Genomic DNA, 17,708 nt, shown 5'->3' with positions numbered 1-17,708 from the left:
AAAAAGGGAAAAATGTTTGTACGAAAACAGATTTTAGAGGGAGCTGCAGGAGAGAGCTTATTTTTATGGGGGGCTCGACAGACAGGTAAAAGCACTCTGTTGAAAACCCTGTTTCCTGATGCCTTGTGGTTTGACTTATTGCAGTCGGATGTATTTGAACGGTTTCAAAGAAGTCCTGTTCAGTTCAGAGAATCGATACTGGCAATGGCTAGTGGGACGGTAGTGGTGGTTGATGAAATTCAAAAAGTACCTGCTTTACTCGATGAAATCCATTGGCTTATGGTTAATCATCAAACTCGTTTTGTACTTAGTGGCTCTAGTCCGAGAAAAATTATTCGATCAGGAGCCAACTTATTGGGTGGTCGAGCCCTTCGTTATGAATTGTATCCCTTAATTTATACTGAAATCCCTAATTTTGATTTGCAAAGAGCTTTAACTAATGGGTTGTTGCCAAGGCACTATTTGTCGGATAATCCCAAAAAATTACTTTCCGCATATATTGGAAATTACTTGCGAGACGAGATTATCGCTGAGGCAAAAATTAGAAATATTGGCGCTTTTACAAAATTTTTAGAAGCAGCTGCGTTTTCTAATGGAGAAATGCTTAATTATACGAATATTGCTTCCGATTGTGGTGTAAGTGCTATAACAATAAAGGACTATTTTCAAATTCTAGAAGATACTCTAATTGGTCGTTTTGTTCCATCCTTTCAAAAGAAGCCCAAACGTAGGGTCATTTTAGCCCCTAAATTTTATTTTTTTGATATTGGAATTGCTAATTATCTGCTAAAAAGAGGAAAAATAGTAATGGGAAGCGAAGCGTTTGGTAGTGCTTTTGAACATTTTATATATCATGAATTGTATGCTCATAGTAACTATTCAGAGGGTAATTATACTATTTCCTATTGGAGAACTACTTCACAACTAGAAGTTGATTTTATATTAGGAGATCATAAAGTAGCGATTGAAGTAAAAGGAACAGATAACGTACAATCACGGCATCTGAAAGGGTTGAAAAGTTTTTCTGAGGAGTATAAAGTGGAAAAACTACTAGTGGTCAGTAACGATCCGTTTGAAAGAAAAGTTGGCGATGTTACCGTTTTGCCTTGGTCTATTTTTTTGCAAAAACTTTGGGCAGGAGATATTATCTAAAGACGGAGTTAGTCCTGACGCTTCGGAATCGAGTAAATATTGACGGTTATCGATTGTTTGATCAAATTAAACCCTTTCTGAGTTTTGGACTTGGGAAGGTTTTTTGTTTTGTGAGTGTAAGGAAAGGTATACTGATGTTTTTTAACCGCAAGGGGCGCAAAGGGTGTGGTCAGTTCCGTTAGTTTTCGTTTTACCCCGGCCCTAAAGGGAGCCGAAAACGAGGGCGTTTGGGGAAGCGAAGCCTCTTGATTATACTTACATTTAAGTCATAATAGTGTTTTTTTAATTAGCGAGTTTTTTTGAGACAGAAGACGTAGGAAGTACATATGAGTAAATTTTATCTGTGAAAATCTGTGAAATTTGTGTTGAGATTTAAGCGTGAAGCCTCTCGACTTCGCTCGAGGTGACAGGGGGAGGAAATTCCAAAACAGTAATTCCAAATTCCAAATTCCAAAATCCAAAAGGCAGGAGGCAGAAGGCAGGAGGCAAAAGGCAGAAGACAGAAGGCAGAAGACAGAAGGCAAAAGGCAAAAGGCAGAAGGCAAAAGACAGAAGACAGGAGGCAGAAGACAGGAGGCAAAAGGCAGAAGACAGAAGGCAAAAGGCAAAAGGCAGAAGGCAGAAGGCAAAAGACAGAAGGCAGAATACAGGAGGCAGAAGACAGGAGGCAGAAGGCAGAAGGCAAAAGGCAAATTCCAATAGCCAAATTCCAAAACCCAACAGCTAAGAGCCAGCAGCCAATAGCCAAAATCCAAATGGGTTTAGCGCGAAGAAGCAAGGGCGCGAGGGAAGTGTTCAGTGGTCAGTCTGGGGGTGTTCAGTTAGTTTTGTGGGTAAGGACAGAGGAGATTCACCGTGATGAGGCGATGGGAATAGTAGAAAACTATAGGCAAAATCGAAAAATAGGTTGGTCAGGTCGGTACGTTATAAACTAAGTGAAGTTGCAATGCCTTTGAAACGCTATGTAAGTCTTCTTAGTTCCTCCTAGTTTTTAGTTTTGCGGTTTTTTTTTCGTTGTGTGCTTTGCGTACCTCTTTGTGTGCTTTGCGGTAAAAGGGATTGTAGTCGTTTTTTTTCAACGTTTTGGGCTGGGTTACACTCGAAAAGGAGGTACGTCATGTCGATCCGTTTCTATTGAGTGAAGTTGAAGTACAGTCGAGACCATTTTTAGTTAGTAGAACGGGATTTTTTTGGGTTACAATAAAAATAGTATTGTGTAATCAAAGTTTTTGTGGTTATGACAATAAAAAAAAATAAAATATTGATTCTAGTGCAGATTTGGTTACTGTGAAAGCCTATTGCTTTCTCTTAAAATATATTTCGAAACTAAAGGTGTTGTTTTTTGTGGCAAAACAATTAATTTTATACCACAAAAGGAACGTTTATGGAAGAAGATATCCGATGGAAACAACGATTGGGAAATTTTCAAAAAGCACTGGGACAATTGCAGAAGTTTATTGCCAAAGGCGAATTGAATGAATTGGAAGAACAAGGATTGATACAAGCCTTTGAATTCACCCATGAATTGGCATGGCAGGTGATGAAAGATTACTTTGAATACCAAGGCACCACATCCATCACAGGTTCTCGTGATGCTACTCGAGAGGCGTTTCAAAGAGGATTGGTACAGGACGGGGCACAGTGGATGGAAATGATTAAAAGTAGAAATCAGTCGTCGCACACCTACAATGAAAGTACAGCCAAAGAAATCCGAGATAAGGTGTTTCAGTCCTATTTTGAATTGTTTGTTGCATTTAATGAAAAGATGAAAACCCTTATATGATGATTTTTGGTTTGCCCTCAGAGGATGTGGCGAAAATTAAGCGTGTTTTGGCTGAATTTAAGGCTGTTGAACAAGTATATGTTTATGGTTCAAGGGCCAAAGGGAATTATAAGAAGGGTTCCGATATTGATTTGACACTAGTGGAGCAAAACTTATCCTTCTCCGATTTTTTAGCTTTGGAAAATCAATTGGACGATTTGTTGTTACCCTATAAAATCGACCTCTCTCAAAAAAGAAAAATTACCAATATGGATTTACTGGCTCATATCGATAGGGTTGGTCAATTGTTTTATAGCAAAGAGAAGCTTTAGCGGATAGTCGTTTCTTTTCACCCAATAGGACAGAGGTAAACTCAAAAAAGGAAGCTTGTCAGGTCGATCAGTATAACGGAGAGAAGTTGAAGTACAGTTGAGACGCTATGTAAGTCTTCTTTGTCCCTCCTTGTTTCTAGTTTTGCGGTTTGTTTTCCTTTGTGTAAACCTTTGCTTGCCATGTGGTTAAAGTTATTGTAGTTGTTTCTTCTTGCTCTTTAGGTCTGGGGTAAATTTGTAAAAGTTGGGTTTTGTCAGGTTAATCAGTATATACTGAGCGAAGTTGAAGTACAGTTGAGACGCTAAGTAAGTCTTCTTAGTTCCTTCTAGTTTATAGTTTTGTGGTTTGCTTTTCTTGTGTGCTTTGCGTACCTCTTTGCGTGCCTTGCGGTTAAAGGGATTGTAGTCGTCTTTTTTCAACGTTTTGGGCTGGGTTACACTCGAAAAGGAGGTATGTCAGGACGGTTAGTTTGTCCCGAGCAAAGCGAAGTGCAGGTGAGATATGTAAGTCTTCTTAATTACTCCTAGCTTCTAGTTGTGAAATTTGTTTTACTTTTTGTAAACCTTTGCTTGCCTTGTGGTTAAAGGTGTTGTAGTTGTTTCTTCTTACCCCTTAGGTTTGGGGTGGAAAAAGGAACATAGAGATAGTGTCATTCATTTTTTACCCTCCACAATTTGACCAATCACAATTCACCACTCCACATTCACTGCCCTCCCTAAAACAAATCAAAGGGTAATCTCAGTATCTCAAAATCTTTAAAAAAAAGATATATTTGCTTCATGAATGTAGAAACCACCTTTATCCAAGATTTAGTAGTCCTATCTCCCGACGTATTTGAAGACGCGCGTGGGTATTTTTTTGAAGGCTACAATAAAAATAAGATGCGTGCATTGGGCATCGACATCGAATTTGTACAAGACAATCAGTCCTTTTCTCAAAGAGGGACCTTACGAGGCTTGCATTATCAGAATCCTCCCTATGCGCAAACCAAGTTGGTCCGTGTACTACAAGGGGAAATTATGGATTTGGCAGTCGATTTGCGAAAAGATTCCCCAACCTACGGACAGCATTTTGCTATTAGATTAAGTGCCGAAAATAAAAAACAATTGCTAGTACCTCAAGGGTTTGCTCATGGTTTTTCGGTCCTGAGTGAAACGGCTGTTGTGCTGTATAAATGTGATCAGTTTTATAACAAAGCCAGCGAAGGGGGGATTCGTTTTGACGACCCAACTTTGGCTATTGATTGGGGCATGGATTTGAAGGAGGCTATAGTTTCAGATAAAGATGCGGTGTTGCCGAGTTTTGAAGCGTGCAACAGTCAGTTTTAATTGATCGGTTGTCGGTTGTCGGTTGTCAGTTATCGGTTATGAGATGTGAGTTGTGAGATAGAATGGTTTTTGCGTATATGATTTAACCGCAAAGATTCTGTGTTGATTTCCTAATAAATCTAAAATTTTATTTTGTCTTTTTTAATAATTAATTTTGTATTCTAAGTCAGCCATAGAGCTAGACTGTATAGCGTGTTTATGCCTTTTGTGCTAACACGCTATTTTTTTGTTCATAATCTCTATCATAGACTGTTTTATTTTTGTAAAGTACATAAATTAATTCCAGTAATTTCCTTTGAACCGCTACACATCCTTTCATTTTAATTCCGTGTTTTACCACTATTCTGGCATATTGATTTCGAAAATTATCATCCCATTTTATAGTACTAAGTGCTGGTAAATGAAGGCAACTTCTTAAATATCGGTTACCTTTTTTTGATATTGTAGGCTTGCCTTTTACTGAGGTTCCCGAGAGTTTCTCTTTTACATCCAATCCCGCATAGCTGGTCAGCTGCTTTTTACTTCGTATCAATTCAAATCCATTAGTTTCTCCAATAACAGTCGCTGCCGTCAAAATTGATACACCTGGAATTGTACAAATGTTATCAATGTCTGCAATAAGATCTTTGTGCTCTTTGATATAAATTTTGATTTCATTCTTAATTTCTTTTTCAAGGGTGTTTAAGAACAATATCCTTCTTTTTAAACGTTGTATACTTGAAAGGTGTGGAATTGCCTCTGTTTGTTCAGCGTGTAATTGATTTTTTACTATTGTCCTTTCATCTGTTATTTGACGACGTTCACGTGTGAGTTGTTTTAACACACTATAGACTTCTTTTGGCTTTACCCAATTATCTAATTTCCTTTCAAGCCCAAATCTCGCAATTCCCTCTGAACAGGTTTTATCTGTGATTGTTTTAATATCTAAAGTCCTCATATAATTGCTTATTTTGTTAGGTAAAACAATACTTAAGTCTTCTTTCTTTGCTTCAAGATAATAAGCGAATTTTTGATGATAAACTCCTGTAGCTTCCATCACATAACGAACTTTTATCTCTTTATCGGTTAGCTTATTAACCCACTCCGTTAATTTTAAAAAACCTATTTCTGTATTTTTAAAAACACTATAAGCGTATAATTCGATTGTTAAATCATTATGCATTCTACCTAAAGTAACCACCAATTCTTTTTGAGCTACATCAATTCCTAATACTTGTTTTAATAGTTTCATAACTTTTGAGTTTTAAAAATAATAGTATAAAGTGATGAATCTCCCTTCGTCTTTTCTCCTATTTGGATATTCTGGATAATACGACATGCGTAGTTCCTTACATTCTGTTCAGACTCTAAAAGATAAAAAAGAATGAGGACATATCTTTGCGACAATGTACTTCATGAGTCATTTGGGCGCGAATCGACTCTCATTCTCTTTCACTTTACCAAACCAAATTTAAAGCTTTGATGAAAGATTTTATAACTTCGCAAACATAGGAGTGCGCAAAGGAGTACGCGAAGAACGCAAAGATGGAGTTACAGATAATCAGGTTAATCGATTAACTGATTAATTATTTAAGGTGGAATAAAAGATTAATGATTTAACCGCAAAAGGCGCAAAGGATTACGCGAAGCACGCAAAGAAGGAGTTACAGATAATAAGGTTAACTTATAAGGTTAACTGGTTAGTCAGTTTTCGGTTTTCAGTTGTCAGTTTGATAAACGCTAACAGCCAAATGCCAACAGCTAACCGATAACCGATTGTGTTGTTTTTTATAAGTGTAACATATAAAAAAGTGATTTTTTGTTAGATGCAACGAACAATAATATTTCGTTTTGTAATGTTTGAAAAACAAAAATAAGTATTTTTGTATGGTAAACAAAACAATATGGAAGAGTTAGTAGAGAAGTTTCTTTTTAAATTACGTCTTACTTCAACGGATTTTGTTAGGAGTTTGGGAAGTGATATTAATTGGAACGCAAGATTAATAGGGGTTAAAGGGGCGAGAGGTGTTGGGAAAACAACAATGCTCTTGCAGCATATTAAAATGAATCTCGCGGAAGTGTTGGATAAGACATTGTATGTGTCTTTGGATTCCATTTGGTTTAGCAATAACACACTGGTCGATTTAGCAGATGATTTTGTAAAAAAAGGAGGTGAGTATCTTTTCTTAGATGAGGTACATAGATATGACAACTGGTCGCAGGAGTTGAAAAATATCTATGATGATTACCCGATGCTAAAAGTCGTGTTTACAGGGTCTTCTTTGCTGCAAATATTGAACGCTAGAGCTGATTTGAGTCGAAGGGCTATAATTTATACCATGCAAGGGCTTTCGTTTCGTGAATATCTTAGCATTGAAACTGGACAACATTTTGACAAGTTAACTTTAGCGTCTATTTTGAGTAATCACTCAAAAGAATCGACTTTGATTACTGCCAAGGTAAAACCATTGCAATATTTTGATAGGTATCTCAAGCAGGGGTACTACCCTTTTTATAAAGAAGAATTAGATTTGTACGTGCCCCGTTTGGAAGAGGTTATTAATATGATGCTTGAAATTGAGTTGCCTTTATTGCGAGGTTTGGATTTGGGGTATGTGCATAAAATAAAGCAATTGTTGCTTATTATTTCCGAATCAGTACCTTTTATGCCTAATGTGAGTAAATTGAGTGAAAAAATTGGAATGGGTAGGAGTACTTTGCTTTTGTATTTTCATTATTTGGATGAAATTGGTCTTACTATCAACTTGTTTAAAGAGTCGGGGGGTATTAGTAAACTACAGAAACCGCTAAAAGTGTATTTGGAAAACTCAAATTTGATGTATGCTTTAACTTCGAGTGCTGCTAATACTGGAAATGTAAGAGAAACGTTTTTTGCCAATCAGCTTGGGTATGCCCATAAAATCATGTATACTGACAAAGGTGATTTTTTGATAAATGAGCAGTATGTTTTCGAAATAGGAGGAAAGGATAAATCGATGAAACAAATTGAAGGTATTGAAAACGCATTTATCGCAGCCGACGGTATTGAGTATGGTTTTCAGAACAAAATACCATTATGGTTGTTTGGGTTTTTGTATTGATTTCGGTTTTAGGTTGTCGGTTCTCGGTTATGAGTTATGAGTTATGAGTTGTGAGATAGAATGGTTTTTTCGTATATGATTTAACCACAAAGCTCGCAAAGGAGTACGCGAGGCTCGCAAAGATGGAGTTACAGATAAAAGGTTAACTGTATAGTCGGTTTTCGGTTCTCGGTTGTCGGTTCTCGGTTTTCAGTTATCGGTTATGAGTTGTGAGTTGTGAGATAGAATGGTTTTTGCGTATATGATTTAACCACAAAGCTCGCAAAGGAGTACGCGAAGAACGCAAAGATGGAGTTGTAGATAAAAGGTTAATTGGTTAGTTGGTTGTCGGTCTTCGGTAGTCAGTTGTCAGTTGTGGGGTATGGGGTGGTTTTTGCATATGATTTAACCGCAAAGGTGGTTTAGAAGTTTAAAATAGTAAGTGAGATCTCATAGTTTGAAAGATAGCTGGTAGTTGTTTGAAGGGATGAAAACATGTCGTAAGTGACTTGCAAAGTCCTTTGTTCAAGCTAATCACCATTCACTTCTCACCACTCACTATTAACTATAAACTTTTAACTATTAACTATAAACTTTTAACGATTCACTTCTCACCACTCACTATTCACAATTAACTATTAACAATTAACTATAAACAATTAACAATTAACGATTCACTTCTCACTATTAACAATTAACTATAAACAATTAACTATAAACAATTAACAATTAACAATTAACGATTCACTTCTCACCACTTACCACTCACTATTAACAATTAACAATTAACTATAAACAATTAACAATTAACGATTCACTTCTCACGATTCACTTCTCACTATTAACAATTAACTATAAACAATTAACTATTAACAATTAACTATTAACAATTAACTATAAACAATTAACTATAAACAATTAACTATAAACAATTAACTATAAACAATTAACTATAAACAATTAACAATTAACGATTCACTTCTCACGATTCACTTCTCACTATTAACTATTAACTATTAACAATTAACTATAAACAATTAACAATTAACGATTCACTTCTCACGATTCACTTCTCACTATAAACAATTAACTATAAACAATTAACTATAAACAATTAACTGTAAACAATTAACAATTAACGATTCACTTCTCACCACTCACCACTCACTATTAACAATTAACTATAAACAATTAACTATAAACAATTAACAATTAACTATAAACTATTAACAATTAACGATTCACTTCTCACTTCTCACTAATAATATGATATGAAAAAAATACTAGTTACAGGAGGCAATGGGCAATTAGGGTCCGAATTGCGGGTTTTGTCCACTACTTACTCCCAATTTGAATGGGTTTTTACGGATTATCAGGAATTGGATTTGTGTGATTTGGCGCATTTACCCACCCACTTATCCAAGATTCGGCCTCAGTATATCATTAACTGTGCGGCCCATACGGCCGTGGATAAGGCGGAATCCGAAGGAGAATTGTCCGATCGGTTGAATCATCAAGCGGTTGGGGTGCTAGCCAATTGGAGTGCTGCAAACGATTGTAAGTTCATCCATATCTCAACCGATTATGTGTTTGATGGAACGGCTGCCACACCTTTGTCGGAAACCGCCGCTACGGGACCCATCAATGTATACGGTCAGACCAAACTAGCAGGAGAATTGGTTTGTAGCGCCGCTTGTCCAGAAAGTATCATCATCCGAACGTCTTGGGTGTATTCTAGTTTTGGTGCCAATTTCGTCAAAACCATGTCACGCTTGATGCAAGAGCGCGACAGCTTGTCTGTGGTCAACGATCAAATCGGGAGCCCCACCTATGCGGCCGACTTGGCGCAAGCCATTATGACCATTATCACGCATCCGCAATGGCAAGCCGGACTCTATCATTTTTCCAATGAAGGCGAAATCAGTTGGTATGAGTTTGCTTTAGCCATTCAAGAATTGGGAGGGTTTTCCTGTACGGTGACAGGTATTCCCTCATCGGCCTATCCCACGCCAGCCAAGCGTCCACAGTATTCTTTGTTGGACAAAAGTAAAATAAAAGCTACTTTTGGAGTAGTCGTACCGGAGTACAAAGAAAGTTTGAAGAAATGTATGGGTTCATTGCGAATTTAAAAACGAATTTTATAGCAGTATCAAATTTATCTACTGCATTTTATGCACAGTTAACAAATTATTTAAAATTTACACAATTAGACTTGGGCATGCTTATTAATTTTGGCACTCCCTCCCTAACTTATAAAAGAATAATCAATCTAAAGTAATTCGTATTAATTCGTATAATTCGTATTAATTCGTGAAATTAAATTTATATGAAAAAAATATTAATCACCGGAGGAGCCGGTTTTATTGGGTCGCATGTGGTACGACGTTTTGTACAACAGTATCCTCAATATCATATATTCAATTTAGATGCCTTGACCTATGCTGGGAATTTGGAGAACATTCAAGATGTTGAAAAAGCCCCAAATTACACCTTTATCAAAGGCGATATTACCGATGAATTGTTCATCAATACCTTGTTTCAAGAGCATCAATTTGATGGGGTGTTGCATTTGGCGGCGGAGTCACATGTAGATCGCTCCATTACGGATCCTTTGGCTTTTGTGAAGACCAATGTGTTTGGGACCCTAATTTTGCTGAATGCTGCCAAAAATCTTTGGAAAGACAATTATGAAGGCAAACGTTTTTACCATATCAGTACCGATGAGGTGTATGGTACTTTGGGAGCCGAAGGTTTGTTTACCGAAACGACCCCTTACGCACCCAATTCACCGTATTCGGCTTCTAAAGCGAGTTCGGATCATTTTGTCCGGGCTTATGGTGAAACCTACGGCTTGCCTTATGTGTTGACCAATTGTTCCAATAACTATGGTCCGTATCATTTTCCTGAAAAACTAATTCCCTTATTTATTAATAATATCATCAACAACAAGCCGCTGCCAGTATACGGTGATGGAAAATACACCCGCGATTGGTTGTATGTGAAAGACCATGCTGTGGCGATTGATTTGGTATTCCACCAAGGAAAAAATCACGAAACCTATAATATTGGAGGCTTCAACGAATGGCAAAATATTGATTTGGTTACCCTTTTGTGTCAACAAATGGATGTGAAATTAGGTAGAGAACCTGGAACGTCTGAGCAATTGATTACCTATGTCAAAGACCGTCCAGGGCATGATTTACGTTATGCTATCGATGCCTCCAAAATCAATACCGAATTGGGCTGGCAACCGTCGGTGACCTTCGAAGAAGGACTCGAGGCAACTATAGATTGGTACCTGAACAATACGGAATGGTTGCAAAATGTCACCTCAGGGGAGTATGCCAGTTACTACGAAAAACAATATTCAAACCAAACGAATTAACACGAATTAACACGAATTAAGACTAATTATCACGAATTAAACGAATTATAAGAATGGTTGATCCAACTCCAATTCTCTATAAAAAAGAAAGCTTCAAAATTATAGGCGCCTGTATGAAAGTGCATCGCGCTTTAGGAGCTGGGTTTTTAGAGGCTGTTTATGAGGAGGCTTTGGAGAATGAATTTCGCCATCAAAAAATACCTTATAGGAGACAAGTGAAACTGGAGGTTTATTATGAAGGGGTTAAGTTACAAAAGCAGTATAGGGTCGATTTTGTTTGCTATGATGCCATACTAATTGAAATCAAAGCAGTGGCGCAAATCCCAACAGCATTTTATTCTCAAGTACAAAATTATTTGAAGTGTACACAAAAAGAGTTAGGGATGATTGTTAATTTTGGCACCGCTTCACTTACTTTTAAAAGAATAATTAATTTAAAAGACAGTAATAATTCAAATAATTCGTGATAATTCGAGTTAATTCGTGATAATTCGTGCCAATTCGTGATAATTCGTTTTAATTCGTTTTAATTCGTGTCAATTTGAAAAAAAAATAGAACTATGAAAGGAATAATATTAGCCGGAGGTTCCGGAACCCGTTTGCATCCTTTGACTTTGGCCATGAGCAAGCAAATGATGCCGGTGTATGACAAACCCATGATTTATTACCCCTTGTCGACTTTGATGATGGCGGGTATTCATGAGATGCTCATCATTTCCACGCCACACGATTTGCCCAATTTTAAAAAATTATTAGGAGATGGGAGTCAAATAGGCTGTCAGTTCAGTTATGCCGAGCAGGCGGTGCCCAATGGATTGGCGCAAGCGTTTGTGATTGGGGAAGAATTTATTGGCTCCGATTCGGTAGCCTTGGTGTTGGGCGACAATATTTTCTTTGGCGCCCATATGCAAGAGCTGTTGCAAACCAATACCAACCCAGAGGGAGGTGTGGTATTTGCGTATCACGTTTCGGATCCCGAACGCTATGGGGTGGTGGAGTTTGATAAGGCGTTCAATGCCCTGTCGATAGAAGAAAAACCAGTCGCCCCTAAATCTAATTTTGCGGTACCGGGTTTGTATTTTTATGACAATTCGGTAGTGGAAATTGCGAAAAACATTCAGCCTAGCGCCAGAGGGGAATACGAAATCACTGATGTGAACAAAGCTTATTTGGCTCAAGGCAAATTAAAAGTGGGTATTTTAAGCCGGGGTACCGCCTGGTTGGATACCGGTACTTTTAACAGCTTGATGCAAGCCGGACAGTTTGTACAGGTATTAGAAGAGCGTCAGGGGTTGAAAGTAGGTTGTATCGAAGAAGTGGCATGGCGTCAAGGGTTTATTTCCGATGCACAATTGCAAGCCATAGCCGAACCGTTGCGTAAATCCGGCTACGGAGAGTATCTTTTGGGTTTGTTAAAACAGAATTTGTTGTAATAGCATAATAGGACCAACGAGTTACAAATCTTAAGGGCGCATCATGTATGTTGCCCTTTTTTTGATGCTCTGGGTTGAAAAAAGATAGTAATTGTATTGGTGTCAAAATTAGGCAGGAATGGCTGTTGTATAGTTTTGCTGCTAGCGCACCTTAAATGTCATTAAGTTAAGGTTTTTTTGTCATTCTGAGGAATGAAAATCTCATAATGTAATCAGTCTGTGTGATTGCTCCGCCAATTCGCTTTGCTTGTGTCCTCCGCTGTCGAAAATGACAAAATAATAAGTCTTTTCCTTAACTTAATCACATTGAGCGCAGGTATAAGGTAGTTAGTGTCCATCTTAATTACGGGAAGTTTTGTCAAATCTTGCATTTAAATTCTAATTTTAACAGTCTAAGCTAAGTTAGTTTCTTAAATATTTATAATTTTGAGGCACTAACAAGCCAAGATTTTATTATTTTGAAAAGTACTATAGCTGCGTTTATTTCAAAGGCGAACTTGAAATTTAACATTCATAATTTGAATTATTTACCGCGCTGGATCATTGTATTGATGGATACCATGGTGCTAAATGTCGCGTTCTTTTTTACAGTCTTAATTTTCAAAGGTACGGGCTTAGAGTATGTCGTTACTCCGCATTATTTGATTTTTATTACCCTCTTGATGGGGCTCAATTTGTTTTCTTTTTGGCTTTTTCGCACGTATGCTGGTATCATTAGACACTCCTCTTACATTGATGCGGTAAAGTTGTTTTTTTCTCAAATTGCTGTCTTAGTTGTGGCTTTGTTGGTGAATTTTCTATATGAATTAGTGGTAGGAGAGAAAGCCATCCTCAACACGGCCTTGTTTATCAACATCGTATTGTCGTTTTGTGGTTTGTTCTTGTATCGGGTTATTGTGAAGCAAACTTTTGAATTGTATTTTTCTGAAAAAGGGAACAACAAGCTCATTCGTGCCATCATTTATGGGACAGATGCCAATGCTATTTCGGTAGCCAATGCTTTGCGTTCAGAGACCCCCAGTCGTTTTAAAATTGTAGGTTTTGTAGATAAGACCAACTCCAATCAAAACAAGCGTATGTTGGATTTGCCGATTTTGGTCAAAAAGAAGAAATTGCCCGCCTTAATGCGATCCGTTGCGGCCGAGGCCGTGATTATAGCCGATAAGAGTCTTACCAAAGACGAACAGATAGTCATTGTTGACAATTGTTTGGAGTATAATTTTAAGGTCTTTACCGTGCCTTTGATTTCCAATTGGGAGAATCAGAAAGAGATTTCCGATAAAGTAAAAAACATCCAAATTGAGGATTTATTGGAACGCAATCCCATTATTTTGGACAACAAAAATATTTCTAAAGATTTGAAAGATAAGACGATTATGATTACCGGTGCAGCGGGCTCAATTGGTAGCGAAATCGTGCGTCAAGTCATACAATTCAAGCCCTATGCTTTGGTATTGGTGGATCAAGCGGAAACGCCCTTGCATCAACTTTCCTTAGAATTGGCTGCTAGTCTTGACAATGTATTGGTTTATCATGTCATAGCTGATGTGCGTAACAAATACGTGATGCGCAAAGTTTTTCAAACGCATTTGCCACAAGTAGTGTATCATGCTGCGGCATACAAACATGTGCCCTTGATGGAACAAAACCCAGAACAAGCTATACAAACCAATGTGGAAGGAACCAAGAACTTAGCCGATTTGGCAGTAGAATTTAATGCTAAGAAGTTTGTGATGGTGTCTACGGATAAAGCGGTCAACCCGAGTAATGTCATGGGAGCCAGTAAGCGTTTGGCTGAAAAATATGTGCAGTCCTTGCAGAGGAAACGAGTCAATGAAAGTCTGGGCAAAGGGACCAAATTTATTACCACTCGTTTCGGGAATGTGTTGGGGTCTAACGGTTCGGTCGTTCCTTTGTTTTCCAAACAAATAGCGGAAGGGGGGCCAGTGACTATCACACATCAAGATATCATTCGTTATTTTATGACCATCCCCGAAGCCTGTCAGTTGGTGCTCGAAGCGGGCTCTATGGGTAAAGGAGGCGAAATCTATATTTTTGATATGGGAAAACCTGTGAAAATTATAGATTTGGCCCGGAAAATGATTCAATTGGCCGGATACATACCAGAGAAAGAAATCCCAATTAAAATTGTGGGTTTACGACCAGGGGAAAAGTTATACGAAGAATTGTTGAACGATGAAGCCAAAACCAAACCTACCCATCATGAGAAAATCATGATCGCGGAAGAAGATGATATCGCATATGATGTTGTGCTAAATGAAATTGAACAACTGATTGGTATGACACCGCACTTTAGTAAAGAAGATTTGGTGGCCAAAATGAAACAAATTGTCCCAGAATTCATCAGTTTGAATTCGGAGTACCAAGTATTGGATAAATAAATTGAAGTGAGCCCTTCGTCTTTACTTCGACTTCGCTCAGCATAAACTGCTCAGGATGGGTTATCAGTTATCGGTTGTCGGTTATCGGTCATCAGTTATCAGTTGTGCGTTTTAGAGAAACCTAAGTTCCTTTTTTTTACCCTAGCCTTAAAGGGTGAAAAGGAACAAGATGATGATTTTAATCGCTAGGTTCACAAAGGGTTTCGCAAAGCGCGCAAGGGAAAATTTACTTCACAACTGGAAGCAACTAAAAAGCCCTTGATGGTATCTCGACTGCACTTCGGATTCGCTAAGTATAAACTATTTTGAGTAAGTTGTGGGTTGTCAGTTGTCGGTTGTGGGTTGTGAGTTTTTAGAGGAACCTAAGTTCCTTTTTTTTACCCTAGCCTTAAAGGGTGAAAAGGAATAAGTTGATGATTTTAACCGCAAGGTTCGCAAAGGGTTTCGCAAAGCACACAAAGGAAAATATACTTCACAACTGGAAGCAACTAAAAAGCCCTTGATAGTATCTCGACTGTACTTCGGATTCGCTAAGTATAAACTACTTTGAGTAAGTTGTCAGTTGTCGGTTATCGGTTGTGGGTTGTGGGTTGTGCGTTTTAGAGGAAACTAAGTTCCTTTTTTTTTACCCTAGCCTTAAAGGGTGAAAAGGAATAAGATGATGATTTTAACAGCAAGGTTCACAAAGGGTTTCGCAAAGCGCGCAAGGGAAAATTTACTTCACAACTGGAAACAACTAAACGCCATTGATAGTGTCTCGACTGTACTTCGGATTCGCTCAGTATAAACTAATCGACATGTTTGACCACTTTTTCTCGTTAATTTGAAAATTAGTAAATATCTATCGCGACCTGCCCACTTCCCAACACCCAACACCCAACACCCACCGCTCAAAGCCCAAAGCCTAAAGCCCACCGCCCACTTCCCACCGCCTGTTAAATTTAACTTACCGTTAAAACATTAACGCTAATCTGACCAGGGTTTGCAATTAATTTGTTTATTTTGTACTGCCCCAAAAAAAACTCTATGAATGAACATAAACTGTATTTCGAAATTTCGGAACGCAAATTTCTATTGCGTATTACGGATGTTTTGGTTGTTTTTTCAGCGCTTTATGTGCTTTCTTTTTTCCCCCCTTTTACCTACTTCTCTTTGGCACCTACCCATTTGTTGTGGATGCTTATCTTAGTGTTGTATTTATTGGTTTTTGGACATATTTTTGAAATGTACCAATTGCAAGTGGCCAGTAATTATTTTCAGGTGTTAAAAAGTACGCTTTTGACAGCAACAACCACTGTAATGGCCTATTTGTTTACCCCTCTGTTAACTCCCGAACTGCCCAAAAATCGCTGGCAAATTATAGTTTTTTATGTAGCTATTTTTTTTGCGTTGGCAGTGTGGCGTATTTTTTATGTGCAATTTTTGGCATCCCATCAGTTCTTGCAAAAAGTGGTGTTGATAGGCGATCAATCCAAAATGGTACAACTGATTCAAGATCTCGAAGCAGCGGATCCCTATTATAAAATCATCGGTTTTGTAAGCTCCGATAAAAAAAACAAAGGCGAGTTGGAGGAGGTGGCTATTCCTCATATCCCCATATCCCAATTGACTACTTTTGTTTATGAAAATGGAGTATCCGAACTGGTGGTCGCTTCCAAAAAAACAGATGGAATTACGACCGATTTGTACCATCAGTTGTTGACTCTGTTGGAGTCGGGGAAAAACATACGCGAATACGTGCAGGTTTATGAAAACAAAACCATGAGGATACCAGTGCATGAAATTCAAGGGGATTTTTATCGCTTTTTCCCTTTCAGTCGCAGCAACCAAAACAAAATGTATTTGTACGTGGTACGGATATGCGAATTGTTGTTGTGTGTGTTAGGGCTTTTAGTGAGTTTGGTCTTGATTCCATTATTGTGGGTAAGTAACCTATTTTGGAATCCCGGTCCATTGTTTTATACTCAAGAGCGCGTTGGAAGAAATGGAGAAGTGTTTACCATTTACAAATTTAGAAGTATGGTGCAACATGCGGAGGCTAAAGGTGCGGTTTTTGCACAATCTCAAGATGCACGAGTTACTTCTTTTGGGCGATTTTTACGTAAAACTCGAATTGACGAGTTCCCTCAATTCCTTAATATTTTGAAAGGAGACATGGGGCTAATTGGACCACGTCCTGAACGCCCTATATTTGTTAATGAAATTTCGGCTATCATGCCGTTTTATGAAACACGCCATATTATAAAACCCGGTCTTACGGGTTGGGCACAAGTCAACTACAATTATGGAGAATCCATAGACGAAAGCCTGATCAAATTGCAGTATGATTTGTATTATATCAAACACCGCTCGGTGTTCTTGGATATCAGTATTTTGTTTAAAACCCTTTCCACGGTACTTTTCTATCGCGGGCAATAGTTTAAAGTTTAAAGTTTAAAGTTTAAAGTTTGACGCTTCGTAATCAGGATCGAGATTTTTTTCTAACTTCTATTTTCTAACATCTAATTTCTAACATCTAATTTCTACCCGTCACCCAGAGTAGTTTATGCTGAGCGTAAGTCGAAGCACAGTCGAAGGGCTAACTTCTACTATCTAACTTCTACTATCTAACTTCTGTTATTTAACTTCTATTATCAAACTTCTATTATCAAACATCTATTATCAAACTTCTATTATCAAACATCTATTATCAAACATCTATTATCTAACATCTACCTTCTGATTTCTGATTTCTGCCTTCTGCCTTCTGCCATCTGCCATCTGCCTTCCGCCTGATTTCTGATTTCTGCCTTCTGCCATCTGCCATCTGCCTTCCGCCTTCTAACTTCTATTTTCTAACATCTATTATCTAACA

The 17,708-nt window shown here is 37.9% G+C and carries 14 protein-coding genes; 13 read left to right on the top strand and 1 reads right to left on the bottom strand.

The features are described 5' to 3' along the window. Positions 1 to 12: 12 nt before the first annotated feature. From ACZIX2_RS12205 to rfbC, 5 genes are all read left to right on the top strand, one after another. A complete protein-coding gene (locus tag ACZIX2_RS12205; RefSeq protein WP_463340370.1) occupies positions 13 to 1,152 on the top strand; it encodes an ATP-binding protein in 1,140 nt (379 codons plus the stop codon). A gap of 403 nt (positions 1,153 to 1,555) precedes the next feature. Further along, positions 1,556 to 1,879, top strand: coding sequence for a hypothetical protein (locus tag ACZIX2_RS12200; RefSeq protein ID WP_463340369.1), 324 nt, complete (start codon positions 1,556 to 1,558; stop codon positions 1,877 to 1,879). 657 nt (positions 1,880 to 2,536) lie between these two features. Continuing rightward, positions 2,537 to 2,935, top strand: coding sequence for a nucleotidyltransferase substrate binding protein (locus tag ACZIX2_RS12195; RefSeq protein WP_463340368.1), 399 nt, complete (start codon positions 2,537 to 2,539; stop codon positions 2,933 to 2,935). Then, positions 2,932 to 3,246: a nucleotidyltransferase domain-containing protein gene (locus tag ACZIX2_RS12190; protein WP_463340367.1), complete on the top strand. Its 315-nt coding sequence runs from the start codon at positions 2,932 to 2,934 to the stop codon at positions 3,244 to 3,246. Before ACZIX2_RS12195 ends, ACZIX2_RS12190 begins: the two co-directional genes overlap by 4 nt. A 780-nt stretch (positions 3,247 to 4,026) precedes the next feature. After that, positions 4,027 to 4,575: a dTDP-4-dehydrorhamnose 3,5-epimerase gene (gene rfbC, locus ACZIX2_RS12185; protein ID WP_463340366.1), complete on the top strand. Its 549-nt coding sequence runs from the start codon at positions 4,027 to 4,029 to the stop codon at positions 4,573 to 4,575. A gap of 196 nt (positions 4,576 to 4,771) precedes the next feature. On the opposite strand, the gene ACZIX2_RS12180 is transcribed toward rfbC, so the two are convergent. Further along, the gene (locus tag ACZIX2_RS12180; RefSeq protein WP_463340365.1) at positions 4,772 to 5,806 is read right to left on the bottom strand and encodes an IS110 family RNA-guided transposase; all 1,035 of its coding nucleotides are present in this window, start codon (positions 5,804 to 5,806) and stop codon (positions 4,772 to 4,774) included. Between the two features lie 652 nt (positions 5,807 to 6,458). Between ACZIX2_RS12180 and ACZIX2_RS12175 the strand changes: the two genes are divergently transcribed. From ACZIX2_RS12175 to ACZIX2_RS12140, 8 genes are all read left to right on the top strand, one after another. Further along, a complete protein-coding gene (locus ACZIX2_RS12175) occupies positions 6,459 to 7,655 on the top strand; it encodes an ATP-binding protein (RefSeq protein ID WP_463340364.1) in 1,197 nt (398 codons plus the stop codon). Between the two features lie 1,250 nt (positions 7,656 to 8,905). After that, positions 8,906 to 9,763, top strand: a complete 858-nt coding sequence (gene rfbD / locus ACZIX2_RS12170) for a dTDP-4-dehydrorhamnose reductase (RefSeq protein WP_463340363.1) — start codon at positions 8,906 to 8,908, stop codon at positions 9,761 to 9,763. Continuing rightward, on the top strand, positions 9,739 to 9,912 hold the full coding sequence (locus ACZIX2_RS12165; RefSeq protein ID WP_463340362.1) for a GxxExxY protein: 174 nt from the start codon (positions 9,739 to 9,741) through the stop codon (positions 9,910 to 9,912). The genes rfbD and ACZIX2_RS12165 overlap by 25 nt, the downstream gene beginning before the upstream one ends. 48 nt (positions 9,913 to 9,960) lie before the next feature. Next, on the top strand, positions 9,961 to 11,019 hold the full coding sequence (gene rfbB / locus ACZIX2_RS12160) for a dTDP-glucose 4,6-dehydratase (protein WP_463340361.1): 1,059 nt from the start codon (positions 9,961 to 9,963) through the stop codon (positions 11,017 to 11,019). 53 nt (positions 11,020 to 11,072) lie between these two features. Next, on the top strand, positions 11,073 to 11,486 hold the full coding sequence (locus ACZIX2_RS12155; protein ID WP_463340360.1) for a GxxExxY protein: 414 nt from the start codon (positions 11,073 to 11,075) through the stop codon (positions 11,484 to 11,486). A gap of 93 nt (positions 11,487 to 11,579) precedes the next feature. Next, positions 11,580 to 12,452 (top strand): glucose-1-phosphate thymidylyltransferase RfbA, encoded by an 873-nt coding sequence (rfbA, locus tag ACZIX2_RS12150; protein WP_463340359.1) that lies wholly within the window; start codon positions 11,580 to 11,582, stop codon positions 12,450 to 12,452. 551 nt (positions 12,453 to 13,003) lie between these two features. After that, positions 13,004 to 14,854, top strand: coding sequence for a polysaccharide biosynthesis protein (locus ACZIX2_RS12145; protein ID WP_463340402.1), 1,851 nt, complete (start codon positions 13,004 to 13,006; stop codon positions 14,852 to 14,854). Between the two features lie 1,026 nt (positions 14,855 to 15,880). After that, on the top strand, positions 15,881 to 17,272 hold the full coding sequence (locus ACZIX2_RS12140; RefSeq protein ID WP_463340358.1) for an exopolysaccharide biosynthesis polyprenyl glycosylphosphotransferase: 1,392 nt from the start codon (positions 15,881 to 15,883) through the stop codon (positions 17,270 to 17,272). Positions 17,273 to 17,708 lie beyond the last annotated feature (436 nt).

The sequence above is a fragment of the Flavobacterium riviphilum genome (genome assembly GCF_055231795.1).
This window is presented reverse-complemented; position numbering and strand designations above follow the sequence as displayed.